Source organism: Luteimonas sp. 22616 (assembly GCF_052044325.1).
Lineage (GTDB): Bacteria > Pseudomonadota > Gammaproteobacteria > Xanthomonadales > Xanthomonadaceae > Luteimonas.
This window is the reverse complement of record NZ_JBQEMW010000001.1, coordinates 1,072,084-1,084,701: the sequence shown is the minus strand read 5'-3', so window position 1 is coordinate 1,084,701 and position 12,618 is coordinate 1,072,084. Positions and strand designations below refer to the sequence as shown.

The window sequence follows — 12,618 nt, the reverse complement described above, 5'->3', positions numbered from 1 at the left end:
CGGATGGCAAACGAGCACGAACAGGATCGAGAGCACGGCGTCGCCGTGGAAACCGGCAAGCCGGAGGTGGCCCGGCCACCGCTGTATTCCGTCCTGCTGCTGAACGACGACTACACGCCGATGGACTTCGTGGTCGACGTCCTGATCCGGTTCTTCGGCATGAACCTCGACAAGGCCACCCAGGTGATGCTGCACGTCCACACCCGCGGCCGCGGCGTATGCGGGGTGTTCACGCGCGAAGTGGCCGAATCCAAGGTGGCACAGGTCAACGAGTATTCCCGGCTCAACCAGCATCCGCTGCTGTGCACGATGGAAAAGGCCTGAGCATCGGGCCAGCGGCGGAACGCTGAATCCCGAAGTTGTGGCATGTCCTGCGTGACTTGCAGGCCGGGCGGGAAAAGACCTACAAGGAAGCCATGGCGGGGATGTGGAAAACCCCGCGGCCACCCCCATCTGGGTTGTAGTGATTTCCGGAGGCTCCCGCCCCATGTTCAGCAAGGATCTCGAATACACCATCGGCCAGTGCTACAAGCGCGCCCGCGAGGCGCGCGACGAGTACATGACGGTCGAACACCTGTTGCTCGCGCTGCTCGACAACCCCTCGGCCGAAGCCGTGCTCAAGGCAACGGGCGCCGACTTCCACCGCCTGCGCAGCGACCTCGAACAGGCCATCGCCAGCTCGGTGTCGCGCCTGCCCGAGGACGACGGCCGCGATACCCAGCCGACGCTCGGCTTCCAGCGCGTGTTGCAGCGCGCGGTCTACCACGTGCAGTCCTCGGGCAAGAAGGAGGTCACCGGCGCCAACGTGCTGGTGGCGATCTTCGGCGAGAAGGACTCGCATGCCGTCTACTACCTCAACCAGCAGGATGTGTCCCGGCTGGACGTGGTGAACTACCTGTCGCACGGCATCGCCAAGCAGGGCGAGGGCGAATCGGCGGACATGGAGGATCTCACTGCCAAGGCCGAGGCTGCGGAAGCCGAGACCAAGGGCGATGCCCTGACCGAGTACGCCATAAACCTCAACGTGCTGGCCCAGGAAGGCCGGATCGACCCGCTGGTCGGCCGCGCAGAGGAAGTCGAGCGCACCATCCAGGTGCTGTGCCGCCGGCGCAAGAACAATCCGCTGTACGTCGGCGAGGCCGGCGTGGGCAAGACCGCGCTGGCCGAGGGCCTGGCGCGGCGCATCGTCGAGGGCGACGTGCCCAAGGTGCTGCAGGAGGCGACGATCTACTCGCTCGACCTCGGCGCACTGGTCGCCGGCACCAAGTACCGTGGCGACTTCGAGAAGCGCCTGAAGGCGGTGCTCGCGGCGCTGAAGAAGGTGCCCGATGCGGTGCTGTTCATCGACGAGATCCACACCATCATCGGCGCAGGGTCCGCTTCCGGCGGCACGATGGATGCCAGCAACATGATCAAGCCGGCGCTGGCCTCCGGCGAGCTGCGCTGCATCGGTTCGACCACGTTCCAGGAATACCGCGGCATCTTCGAGAAGGACCACGCGCTGGCACGCCGCTTCCAGAAGATCGACATCGTCGAGCCCACCGTGGGCGAGGCGGTCGAGATCCTGCGCGGCCTGCGCCCGCGCTACCAGGAGCACCACGACGTGCTCTACACCGATGATGCGCTGCAGGCCGCCGTCGACCTGTCGGTCAAGCACATCGGCGACCGCCTGCTGCCGGACAAGGCCATCGACGTGATCGACGAGGCCGGCGCGCGCCAGCAGCTGCTATCCGACGAGGAACGCAACACGCTGATCGACGTCGAGGAGATCGAGCTGATCGTCGCCAAGATGGCGCGCATCCCGGCCAAGCAGGTCAGCGCCTCCGACAAGGACGTGCTGCAGCACCTGGAGCGCAACCTGAAGATGGTGATCTTTGGCCAGGACCCGGCGATCGAATCGCTGACCTCGGCGATCAAGCTCGCCCGCTCGGGCCTGGCCAATCCAGACAAGCCGATCGGCAACTTCCTGTTCGCCGGCCCCACCGGCGTGGGCAAGACCGAGGTGACCAAGCAGCTCGCGCTGCAGCTTGGCATCGAACTGGTGCGCTTCGACATGAGCGAGTACATGGAGTCGCACTCGGTCAGCCGCCTGATCGGCGCGCCCCCGGGCTACGTCGGCTTCGACCAGGGTGGCCTGCTCACGGAAAAGATCGTCAAGACGCCGCACTGCGTGTTGCTGCTCGACGAGGTGGAGAAGGCGCACCCGGACATCTTCAACATCCTGTTGCAGGTCATGGACCGCGGCATCCTCACCGACACCAACGGCCGCGAAGCGAATTTCCGCAACGTGATCCTGGTGATGACCACGAATGCCGGCGCGGCGCAGGCGGCGCGGCGCACGATCGGTTTCACCACCCAGGACCACAGCACCGACGCGATGGAAGTGATCCGCAAGGGCTTCAGCCCGGAGTTCCGCAACCGCCTCGACGCGATCGTGCAGTTCCAGGCGCTGGGCTTCGACCACATCCTGCGGGTGGTGGACAAGTTCCTGATCGAACTCGAGGCGCAGTTGCACGAGAAGGGCGTGACCCTGTCGGCAACCCCTGCGGCCCGCGACTGGCTGGCGCAGCACGGTTTCGATCCGCTGATGGGCGCCCGCCCGATGTCCCGCCTGCTGCAGGACCGGATCAAGCGCCCGCTGGCGGACGAACTGCTGTTCGGCAAGCTGGTGAAGGGTGGGCGCGTTGGCGTCGACGTGGTCGACGGCGAGATCGTGCTGGACGTGCAGGCCGAGCCGGAGAAGCTGTTGCCGGTGACCGTGTAGAGCGGGTGTTTCGGCACGCCGCCGTGGGCACGGGCGACGCACCCGTGCCCACGGGCCCCGGACTTCGCTCTCCATGGCCGACGCCGACGCTGAAGATGGTTGGCTGCTGCTGGAGTGGGGGAGATCGGCGGGTGGTGATCCGCACGCGAAAAAGGCGGCCGCTGGCCGCCTTCCTTTTTTACGGTATCGCGCGCCGTCGCGCCGATCCACTTACCGCATGCGGTAGGTGATGCGGCCCTTGGTCAGGTCGTAAGGCGTCATTTCCACCTTGACCTTGTCGCCGGTGAGGATGCGGATGTAGTTCTTGCGCATCCGTCCGGAAATGTGCGCGATGATCTCGTGGCCGTTCTCCAGCTTCACCCGGAACATGGTGTTCGGGAGGGTTTCGGAGATCGTGCCTTCAAATTCAATGACGTCGTCTTTCGCCATGCGTCCTGGACTGCTGCGTAAGGTCGGGCGAGGAAACGGCCGACAAGCCGCGTATTCTGCCACGCGGCGGCCCGTGGCGCAAAATTTCCGTTAACCGCCGGTCGGCGGGGCAGCAAGTTCGCTGGCCGACAGCCTGCCGAATCGCTCCGTCCACCGTCCCGGCACGCCGGGCTGCCCGCACAGGTCGCCGATCGTGGCGATGAAGCGCTCGCGCGGCCAGGCTTCGGCGCCCAGCCGCCGGAGGTGGTCGTTCTCGACCTGCGCATCGATCAGCGGCCAGCCCCACTGCCGCAGCCGGTGGGCGAGGGCGGCCAGCGCCACCTTCGACCCGCCGCTGGCGATGGAAAACATGCTTTCGCCGAAGAACATCCGGCCGATGGCGACGCCGTAGATGCCACCGACCAGGCGGTCGCCATCGAAGACCTCCACGCTGTGGGCATGCCCGAGGCGGTGCAGTTCGATATAGGCCGCGCGCATCGCAGGGGTGATCCAGGTACCGCGCTGCCCCGGGCGCGGGGTGCCGGCGCAGGCGTCGATCACGGCCTCGAACGCGGTATCGGCGCAGGCCTGCCAACCGCTGCCGCGCAGGCCGCGCCGGAACCGCGAGGACAGGCGCACGCCGTCGCTGCGGAACAGCATGCGCGGATCGGGCGACCACCAGAGGATCGGCTGGCCTTCCGAGTACCAGGGAAAGATCCCGTGCGCGTAGGCATCGAGCAGGCGCGCCGGCGACAGGTCGCCGCCGGCCGCCAGCAGGCCGTCCGGCTCGCGCAGGGCGCGGGACACCGGCGGGAAGGGGGCTTGCGGATCGTTGCCCAGCCAGGCGGGCGATTCGATGTTCATTGGCGGCATTGTAGGAACTGCGCGGGTGGACTCGTGCAGCAACCGCAAAACCTTGTAGGAGCGGCTTCCGCCGCGAGCTTTTGATCTGGCTGGACCGCCGGGAAAGAGCTCGTGGCTGAAGCCGCTCCTACAGGGGCTCCGTGTTATCCGTGCCGGAAGCGGTGTCCGGATGAGAGTGGCGTGCAATCTGGGACTATCCGGTTGAACGGAACGGAGAGTGGCTGGCCAGCGCCGCCGCGTGCCGGCCAACCTCGGCCGATTCTTCTTCGCACCAGCTCCGCAGCGCAGTGGCGAACGCCGGGTCGGCGATCCAGTGCCGGCTGCGCACCGGCGTCGGCAGGAAGCCGCGCGCGATTTTGTGCACGCCTTGGGCGCCGGGTTCGAACGCGGTGAGCCCCTCGCGCAGGCAGTATTCGATGCCCTGGTAGTAGCAGGTTTCGAAGTGCAGTCCCGGCACCTGCCGGAACGCGCCCCAGTAGCGGCCGTACAGGGTGTCGCCGCCGCGCAGGCACAGCGCGCCGGCGATGGCTTCGCCCTCCTGGTCGGCGAGGAACAGCACCAGGCTGCGCGGCATGGTCGCCGCCAGATGGCGGACGAAGTCGAGGGTCAACGTGGGATGGTTGCCGTACTCGGCGAACGTCTGCAGATAGAGCGCATGGATGCTGTCGAGGTCCGCAGCTGTCGCCTCGTCGCCGTGCACGACGCGGAACGTCACGCCGGCGCGCGCCACCCGTGCCCGCTCCTGGCGGATGTTCTTGCGATGCTTGTGGTCCATCGCCGCAAGGAAGCCGTCGAAATCGCACCAGCCGTCGCGGTTGTGCCAGTGGTATTGCAGGTCGGTGCGCTGCAGCCATTCCGGGCCGAACGCCGCATCCTCGATTTCGGTGTGGAAGTTGACGTGCGCCGAGGACAGGCCGGCGTCGCGCGCCGTCGCCGCGAGCACCTCGAGCAGGGCTTGGCGGGAGGCTTCGTCGCGCGCCAGCAGGCGCGGCCCGGTCACGGGCGAGTAGGGCACCGCGCATAGCAGCTTGGGGAAATAGTCCTGCCCGTAGCGGGCATAGGCATGCGCCCAGGCGTGGTCGAACACGAACTCGCCGTGCGAGTTGTCCTTGAGGTAGGCCGGGGCGGCCGCGACGAGGTCATCGCCTTCCCAGAGCGTCAGGTGCCGGGGCGTCCAGCCCCACTGCGCCCGCACGCAGCCGTGGCGTTCCATGCCTTCGAGGAAGGCGTGGGCGATGAAGGGGTTGCGGCCGTCCTGGAGGGCATCCCAGACGGTAGCCGGCACGTCGGCCAGGCGTTCGAGGATGCGGATGGTCGGCATGGAGGCGGAACCTGCGGATTTCGCGGATGAAGAAGGATCCTTCATCGTAGTGGCGCCAATCGCTTCGTCATGCGATCACGATGCCATCCATGGCGCAACTCATGCCGGCTTCGGAACGCCCGGCCCGGCCATCCATGGCCGGGCGCTCGCAGCCACACGGACTGCCGATAGGGCAGTCCGCAAGCGTGGCTACTCGCCCTTGTCCAGGAACCGCTCCGCATCCAGCGCCGCCATGCAGCCGAAGCCGGCCGAAGTGATTGCCTGCCGATAATGCTGGTCGGCGACGTCGCCGGCCGCGAACACGCCCTTGACCGATGTCTCGGTGGCGCCGCCACCCAGCCCGGAACGGATCTCCAGGTAGCCGTTGTTCATCGCCAGCTGGCCTTCGAACAACGAGGTGTTCGGGGTGTGGCCGATGGCGACGAAGAAACCGTGCACGTCGATCTCGCGCGTGCTGTCGTCGAGCACCGACTTCAGCCGCAGCCCGGTCACGCCGGCGTCGTTGCCCAGCACCTCGTCGACGACGTGGTGCCAGACCGGCACGATCTTGCCGGCTGCGATCTTCGCCTGCAGCTTGTCCTGCATGATCTTCTCGGCGCGCAGGGTGTCGCGGCGATGCACCAGGTAGACCTTGCGGGCGATGTTGGACAGGTACAGCGCTTCCTCGACCGCAGTGTTGCCGCCGCCGACCACGGCCACGTCCATGTCCTTGTAGAAGAAACCGTCGCAAGTGGCACATGCGGACACGCCGCGGCCCTTGAACTTTTCCTCCGACTCCAGCCCGAGGTACTTGGCCGTCGCACCGGTGGCGATGACCAGCGCATCGGCGGTGTAGTCGCCGTTGTCGCCCTTGAGCCGGAACGGGCGCTGGGACAGGTCCGCGGTGTGGATGTGGTCGAAGATCGTTTCGGTCTCGAAGCGTTCGGCATGCGCCTGCATGCGCGCCATCAGGTCCGGGCCCATCAGGCCGTGGGCATCGCCGGGCCAGTTGTCGACCTCGGTGGTGGTCATCAGCTGGCCGCCCATCTGCAGGCCGGTGACGACCACGGGCTTGAGGTTGGCGCGCGCCGCGTACACGGCGGCGGTCCAGCCGGCGGGACCGGAACCGAGGATCAGCAGGCGGCAGTGCTTGGAAGTGCTCATGTATACTCGCGAACGGAATGAAACGCGCCTGGAAGCGGTGGAAACACCACCACCCGGGCGACGTTGCGGAACCGATAGCTTGGCGACCGCAACGCCGCTTATCAAGGTGCAGCAGCAGACCTGAGCGTGCCGCCATGCGTTGCATTGCCGCCACGCAAGAACGAATACAGAGCCCGCGCATCGCTGTGCGGGCTTTCACCTTGTCGGGTCCGCCGGTACCAAGCCTGCGACCGTGAATCCGGAGAGAACCATGCGTATCGGCGTACCCAGGGAAACCAAGACACTCGAAGGCCGCGTTGCACTGGTGCCAGCCGCCGCGGGCGACCTGGTCAAGCGCGGCCATGAGGTCTGGCTCGAGAAAGACGCGGGCGTGAAGTCCGGTTTCAAGGACGCCGACTACACCGCGCTCGGCGTCAACATCGCGCCCGATGCTGCTGCGCTGTACGAAAAGGGCGAGATGATCGTCAAGGTCAAGGAGCCGATCGCCGGCGACCTGCAGCACCTGCGCAAAGACCACCTGCTGTTCTGCTACCTGCACCTGGCGGCCGAGCCGGCGTTGACCCGGCAACTGCTGGACATCGGTCTGACCGGCGTGGCCTTCGAGACCGTCGAACTGCCCAACGGCGACCTGCCGCTGCTGGCGCCGATGTCGATCGTCGCCGGCAAGATCGGCGTGCAGGTCGGCACCCACCTGCTGCACCAGCCGATGGGTGGCAAGGGCAAGCTGCTCGGCGGCCTGCCTTCGACCGCGCGCGGCAACGTGGTGGTGTTCGGCGCGGGCAAGGCGGGCGGGGCATCGGCCGCGCTTGCGGCGGCCGCGGGCGCCAACGTGACCGTGTTCGAGATGCGCCAGGACCGCATGGACGAGATGATGAGGCTGGGCAACAACGTCACCGCGCTGTATCCGTACCACGACGTGGTCGCGCGCGAAGTCGCCGCCGCGGACCTGGTCATCGGCGCGGTGCTGGTCGCCGGCGCCAGGGCGCCGCACGTGCTGACGCGCGAGATGCTCAGGAACATGGAAGACGGCAGCGTGCTGGTCGACATCGCCATCGACCAGGGCGGCTGCTTCGAGACCTCGCGGCCGACCAACTGGAAGGAACCGACCTACGTGGAGGAGGGCGTGACCCACTTCTGCGTGACCAACATGCCCGGCGCGGTGCCGCAGACCTCGTCGCAGGCGATCTGTGCGGCGATCCTGCCGTGGGTCAACAAGCTGGCGTCGGGCAACGACTGGCGCGGCAACGAGGCGCTGGTGCGGGGCATCAACGTCGAGGGCGGCAAGCTGGTGCACCCGGCGCTCGCGGGGATGAAGCTCTAGCCCCCTCCAACAAGCTGTGGGGGCGCCCATGGCGGCGGTTCGGATCAGGCCAATCGTGGCCATGGCTGTTCCCGCGGACCGGGATGGCCGGGTTGTCCAAGGCTTTCGATAAACCGCGACAGTGGTCGCAATCGGACAATAATTGCGTAGAATCATCCAATTGCAGGGTCTTCTTAAGGTCTGACCACACGGTGGCACGCCCGATCACGGAACGCAGCAAGCGGCAGCGCGCGAGCGCGGCGAAGGACGCCGCGAACGCGCCGAATCCGCGTCGGCAACGCCTCTGGCGCGACATCGCGCTGATCCTGATCGCGCCGCTGCTGCTGTACCTGCTGGCCAGCCTGTTTTCGTTCTCGCCCAACGATCCCGGCTGGTCGCACTCGGGCAGCGTGACCGCGCCGCTGCACAACGTCGGCGGCCGCGTCGGCGCCTGGCTGGCGGACATCCTGCTGCACCTCACCGGCTACGTCGCTTATCTGCTGCCAGTGATGCTGGGTGCGATCGCCTGGATCGCGCTGTTCGGGATGGACAGCGATGGCGATGGCGAGGCCGACCTCGGGCCGGCGCTGCGTCTCGTGGGCATCGTCGGTTTCCTGGTCTCGGCCACCGGCCTGCTGTACTTGCGCTTCGGCGCCGCCGAGAACTTCTCCGGCGGCAGCGGCGGCATCCTCGGCCGGCTGGTCGGCAACTCGCTGTATGCCGGGTTCGGGCCGGTCGGCGGCAACCTGTTCCTGCTCGCGCTGCTGCTGGTGTCGGTGACGCTGGCCACGGGCCTGTCGTGGCTGGCAGTCATGGATCGCATCGGCCACTGGGTATTGAAACTGCCGGCGCTGTTCCGCCGCGGCAGCCAGCAGGCCGCCGAGTGGCAGGAGGCGCGCGCCTACCGCGAGGAACGCACCGAGACCCGCAAGATCGAAACCGAGCTGCGCGCCAAACGCGCGCCGGTGAAGATCGAGCCGCCGGCGCCGGCGCAGGTGGAGAAGAGCGACCGTGCCCGGCGCGAGCAGCAGATCCCGCTGTTCCACGTCGGCGACGGCAGCGGTATCCCGCCGCTGGCGCTGCTCGACGACCCCAAGCCGCAGCCCAAGGGCTACGACGAGGACACGCTGGAAACTCTGTCGCGGCAGATCGAGTTCAAGCTCAAGGATTTCCGCATCGAGGCGCAGGTGGTGGGCGCCTACCCGGGCCCGGTCATCACCCGCTTCGAGATCGAGCCGGCGCCGGGCATCAAGGTCAGCCAGATCAGCTCGCTGGACAAGGACATCGCGCGCGGGCTGAGCGTGAAGTCGGTGCGCGTGGTGGACGTGATCCCGGGCAAGTCGGTGATCGGCCTGGAAACGCCGAATACGCACCGCGAGATGATCTACCTCAGCGAACTGCTGCGCTCGAAGGAATACGACAAGTCCGGCAGCCCGCTGACCTTGGCGCTGGGCAAGGACATCGCCGGCCGGCCGACCGTGGCAGACCTCGCACGCATGCCGCACCTGCTGGTCGCGGGCACCACCGGCTCGGGCAAGTCGGTCGCGGTCAACGCGATGGTGCTGAGCCTGCTGTACAAGGCATCGGCGAAAGACGTGCGGATGCTGATGATCGACCCGAAGATGCTGGAGCTCAGCGTCTACCAGGGCATCCCGCACCTGCTGGCGCCGGTGGTCACCGACATGAAGGAGGCCGCCAACGGCCTGCGCTGGTGCGTGGCGGAAATGGAGCGTCGCTACAAGCTGATGAGCGCGGTCGGCGTGCGCAACCTCGCCGGCTTCAACAAGAAAGTGAAGGACGCGCAGGACGCCGGCCAGCCGATGCTCGACCCGTTGTTCAAGGCCAATCCGGAATCCAGCGACGTGGCGCTGCCGCTGGAGCCGCTGCCGTTCATCGTCATCTTCATCGACGAATTCGCCGACATGATGATGATCGTCGGCAAGAAGGTCGAGGAACTGATCGCGCGCCTGGCGCAGAAGTCGCGCGCCGCCGGCATCCATCTGATCCTGGCCACGCAGCGGCCGTCGGTGGACGTGATCACCGGCCTGATCAAGGCCAACATTCCCACCCGCATCGCCTTCCAGGTGTCGAGCAAGATCGACTCGCGCACGATCCTCGACCAGTCCGGTGCCGAGACGCTGCTCGGCCACGGCGACATGCTCTACCTGCCGCCGGGCACCGCGCTGCCCGAGCGCGTGCATGGCGCCTTCGTGTCCGACGAGGAAGTGCACCGGGTCGTGGACCATCTGAAGCAGAGCGGCGGCGGCCCCGACTACATCGAGGGCGTGCTGGAAGAAGTGCAGACCATGGGCGACGGCGTCGTGGTCGGCGCGACCGGCCTGCCGGAATCAAGCAGCAGCGGCGACGAAAGCGATCCGCTGTATGACGAGGCCGTGCGCATCGTCACGGAGACCCGGCGCGCTTCCATCTCCGGCGTGCAGCGGCGGCTGAAGATCGGCTACAACCGTGCCGCGCGTCTGGTCGAAGCAATGGAGGCCGCAGGCGTGGTGTCACCGCCCGAGCACAATGGCGATCGCGCAGTGCTGGCGCCACCGCCGCCGAAGTAGCGCCACTTGCGAAGAAAGCGCCCCCGGCATCCCGGAGGCGCTTGTCCATGTGGCAGGTGTTCAGCGAAAGACCGCATGGTGATGGGGCTTTGCTTGCACCGGTGCCACGGTGCGACTTACGGACTCGGGCAGGCCAGCCTGGTGACGGTGAGGCGCCCGTTGCGGCTCCCCCAGGTCTCGCGCTGGCCGTCGCAGGTCCAGTGCACGTAGCCGACCATGTTTCCGGCATTGTCGAACCATTCCTCGAATTGTTCCGTGCCGAGGGGCGGCGCATTGGCGGCGCTTGGGCCGATGGCGGCCGCACCAGCGACGACCAGAACCGTGGCGAAAAGCAATTTCCTGCTCATGAAAGCTCCTTTTTCCCTACGCAGCCTCGTGACTGCCATGTCAAAGTACGCAATGTCGGCAGGGCTACCCATGACGCGGTGCTCATCTCTGTGGTTCCGTACCGGTCCAGGATTCCCGGCCAAACTGTTTGGCCGGAAGCGCCACAACGGCGTCGATCGCAGCCAGGGAGACGATGACGTGGCGCACGGCACCGTCGCCGTGCGGCCGGCAACTGAGCCGCGGGCAACCGCGGCATGACGATTTTCATGCGTATTCAGCAAGCCGGCGGCACACTTGCCGCGCCCCTTTAGAGGAACACTCCATGCGCGCCATTCGATCGATTGCCCTGCTTGCACTGCTGTTCTCGACCGCGGCCTTCGCCGGCGCGCGCGACGACCTCAATGCGTTCACCCAGGGCCTGAAGGGCCTCGAAGGCCAGTTCACGCAGACCGTCTTCGATGCCAACGGCAAGCTCAAGGAAAGCTCCAGCGGCCGCCTCGCGCTGTCGGCGCCGCGCCTGTTCCGCTGGGAGTACGTCAAGCCGTACGAGCAACTGGTCATTGCCGACGGCAGCAAGGTCTGGGTCTACGATCCCGACCTGTCACAGGTGAGCGTGCGCGCGCAAGGCGCCGAGGAGCAGAACTCGCCGCTGGCGACCTTGATCGACCCGGCCCGCCTGGATCGCGACTTCAACGTCGTCGAGGGCGGCGAGCAGGGCGGCCTCGATTGGCTGGAACTGACCCCGAAACAGGACGAGAACGCCAGCTTCCAGCGTGCGCGGCTGGGCTTCGACGCCAACGGGCTTGCGAAGATGGAAGTGGTCGACATGCTGGGCCAGCGCACCGAGATCGGCTTCAGCGGCTGGAAGAAGAATCCGGCGTTCGCCAAGGGCACCTTCCGCTACACGCCCGGCAAGGGCGTGGACGTGGTCGACGCCGGCTGACTGAACGGCAGGTGGAAGGGACGGCCGCTTCGCGCGGCCGTCTACGTTCTCGCAGGGTGAAGCCGGAGTCACGACCGATACGCCGGCAGCCGACGGGAATGCCATGCGACGCTTGCCACTGCTCCTGATCCTGTTGCTCGGCTCCGGCATGCTGCCGGCGGCAACGGCGCAGGCGTCTAATCCGGTCCCGGTACCTACCGCACCCACGTCTGCCGTCGGCGGCACGGAGGCGATCAACGGCGCGGTGGCCGGCGTGTTGATCACTGCGCTGGCCGAACAGTTCGGCGGCCGATCCGTGTCGATCATGCTCGACAGGGTCAATGTCCAGCCTGCCAGCATCCGCGACCGTATCGTCAACGGCGAAGGACGTGCGCGGATAGAGGGCGACGAGGACTGGATCGGATTCCGCTTCAGCACCCTGTACGACACCACGTTCAACAGCGCCGCCTACCCGGACATCACCCTTGGCGGTGTCACCAGCGGCGAGCGCGATGTGCCCAACGACACCACGCTGGTGCGCGAGCTCGACGACCGGGTGGTTGAACGCCTGGGCCAGGAATTCACGGGCCAGGTGGTGCGGCTGCAGCTGGACCGCATCACCACCGTCGAGGCGGGCAGCCGTTACCTGCGGATCAATGCCAGCGGCATTGCCGATTTCGGCGCCGAGGGCACTTCGCCGGCGCAGATCGAGGCGCTGTACGACCGTCGCAGCAAGGCCTGGCTGCGGGTGAACTACGAGCTCGGCCCGGGCGCGGGCATGCAGGAATTGGGCGCACTGGCCGGCGGCTGAGATCGCCGAAGGGCGGGCGCGGCAGGCTTTTGCGTTTGTAGGAGCGGCTTCAGCCGCGAGCTCCTGGATGGTTGCTCCGCCACCCGGAAAAGCTCGCGGCTGAAGCCGCTCCTACAAGTGCGAAGGCTCCGTTCGAGCGATCAGCTGCGACCGGCCGCGACGCCAAATTGCTATCGTGTTGCGATCCTCCT

General features: G+C 67.0%; 11 protein-coding genes. 6 read left to right on the top strand and 5 right to left on the bottom strand.

All coding sequences use genetic code 11. From position 1 onward, the window contains the following. Nucleotides 1-3 precede the first annotated feature (3 nt). Together clpS and clpA are read left to right on the top strand one after the other, a co-directional pair. Nucleotides 4-324, top strand: a complete 321-nt coding sequence (gene clpS, locus ACTJIL_RS05085; RefSeq protein WP_440754478.1) for an ATP-dependent Clp protease adapter ClpS — start codon at nucleotides 4-6, stop codon at nucleotides 322-324. 163 nt (nucleotides 325-487) lie between these two features. Continuing rightward, a complete protein-coding gene (gene clpA / locus ACTJIL_RS05080) occupies nucleotides 488-2,764 on the top strand; it encodes an ATP-dependent Clp protease ATP-binding subunit ClpA (RefSeq protein ID WP_440754477.1) in 2,277 nt (758 codons plus the stop codon). 210 nt (nucleotides 2,765-2,974) lie between these two features. On the opposite strand, the gene infA is transcribed toward clpA, so the two are convergent. The 4 genes from infA to trxB all read right to left on the bottom strand — a co-directional run bounded on the left by infA (nucleotide 2,975) and on the right by trxB (nucleotide 6,500). Beyond that, nucleotides 2,975-3,193, bottom strand: coding sequence for a translation initiation factor IF-1 (infA, locus tag ACTJIL_RS05075; protein WP_027080044.1), 219 nt, complete (start codon nucleotides 3,191-3,193; stop codon nucleotides 2,975-2,977). A gap of 90 nt (nucleotides 3,194-3,283) precedes the next feature. Further along, nucleotides 3,284-4,036, bottom strand: coding sequence for a leucyl/phenylalanyl-tRNA--protein transferase (gene aat, locus ACTJIL_RS05070; RefSeq protein ID WP_440754476.1), 753 nt, complete (start codon nucleotides 4,034-4,036; stop codon nucleotides 3,284-3,286). Between the two features lie 193 nt (nucleotides 4,037-4,229). Next, complete coding sequence (locus ACTJIL_RS05065; RefSeq protein WP_440754475.1) at nucleotides 4,230-5,357, bottom strand: GNAT family N-acetyltransferase; 1,128 nt, start codon at nucleotides 5,355-5,357, stop codon at nucleotides 4,230-4,232. A gap of 189 nt (nucleotides 5,358-5,546) precedes the next feature. Then, nucleotides 5,547-6,500 (bottom strand): thioredoxin-disulfide reductase, encoded by a 954-nt coding sequence (gene trxB, locus ACTJIL_RS05060; protein ID WP_386711189.1) that lies wholly within the window; start codon nucleotides 6,498-6,500, stop codon nucleotides 5,547-5,549. A 250-nt stretch (nucleotides 6,501-6,750) separates the two neighbouring features. Here trxB and ACTJIL_RS05055 point away from each other — a divergent pair, with 250 nt between their 5' ends. Continuing rightward, complete coding sequence (locus ACTJIL_RS05055; RefSeq protein WP_440754474.1) at nucleotides 6,751-7,821, top strand: alanine dehydrogenase; 1,071 nt, start codon at nucleotides 6,751-6,753, stop codon at nucleotides 7,819-7,821. Between the two features lie 191 nt (nucleotides 7,822-8,012). Beyond that, on the top strand, nucleotides 8,013-10,367 hold the full coding sequence (locus ACTJIL_RS05050; RefSeq protein ID WP_440754473.1) for a DNA translocase FtsK: 2,355 nt from the start codon (nucleotides 8,013-8,015) through the stop codon (nucleotides 10,365-10,367). Between the two features lie 116 nt (nucleotides 10,368-10,483). Here ACTJIL_RS05050 and ACTJIL_RS05045 read toward each other — a convergent pair whose 3' ends face one another. Further along, entirely contained in the window at nucleotides 10,484-10,714 is a 231-nt protein-coding gene (locus ACTJIL_RS05045) for a DUF6289 family protein (RefSeq protein WP_440754472.1), read from the bottom strand. A 302-nt stretch (nucleotides 10,715-11,016) separates the two neighbouring features. Here ACTJIL_RS05045 and lolA point away from each other — a divergent pair, with 302 nt between their 5' ends. Continuing rightward, nucleotides 11,017-11,637: an outer membrane lipoprotein chaperone LolA gene (gene lolA, locus ACTJIL_RS05040; RefSeq protein ID WP_440754471.1), complete on the top strand. Its 621-nt coding sequence runs from the start codon at nucleotides 11,017-11,019 to the stop codon at nucleotides 11,635-11,637. A 103-nt stretch (nucleotides 11,638-11,740) separates the two neighbouring features. Then, nucleotides 11,741-12,427 (top strand): hypothetical protein, encoded by a 687-nt coding sequence (locus tag ACTJIL_RS05035; RefSeq protein ID WP_440754470.1) that lies wholly within the window; start codon nucleotides 11,741-11,743, stop codon nucleotides 12,425-12,427. Nucleotides 12,428-12,618 lie beyond the last annotated feature (191 nt).

Bases quoted from the DNA above. Each gene is read 5' to 3' on its own strand.
- ACTJIL_RS05065 (WP_440754475.1), bottom strand. From the start codon at position 5,357: ATGCCGACCATCCGCATCCTCGAACGCCTGGCCGACGTGCCGGCTACC.
- clpS (WP_440754478.1), top strand. From the start codon at position 4: ATGGCAAACGAGCACGAACAGGATCGAGAGCACGGCGTCGCCGTGGAA.
- aat (WP_440754476.1), bottom strand. From the start codon at position 4,036: ATGAACATCGAATCGCCCGCCTGGCTGGGCAACGATCCGCAAGCCCCC.
- lolA (WP_440754471.1), top strand. From the start codon at position 11,017: ATGCGCGCCATTCGATCGATTGCCCTGCTTGCACTGCTGTTCTCGACC.
- clpA (WP_440754477.1), top strand. From the start codon at position 488: ATGTTCAGCAAGGATCTCGAATACACCATCGGCCAGTGCTACAAGCGC.
- ACTJIL_RS05055 (WP_440754474.1), top strand. From the start codon at position 6,751: ATGCGTATCGGCGTACCCAGGGAAACCAAGACACTCGAAGGCCGCGTT.
- trxB (WP_386711189.1), bottom strand. From the start codon at position 6,500: ATGAGCACTTCCAAGCACTGCCGCCTGCTGATCCTCGGTTCCGGTCCC.
- ACTJIL_RS05035 (WP_440754470.1), top strand. From the start codon at position 11,741: ATGCGACGCTTGCCACTGCTCCTGATCCTGTTGCTCGGCTCCGGCATG.
- ACTJIL_RS05045 (WP_440754472.1), bottom strand. From the start codon at position 10,714: ATGAGCAGGAAATTGCTTTTCGCCACGGTTCTGGTCGTCGCTGGTGCG.
- infA (WP_027080044.1), bottom strand. From the start codon at position 3,193: ATGGCGAAAGACGACGTCATTGAATTTGAAGGCACGATCTCCGAAACC.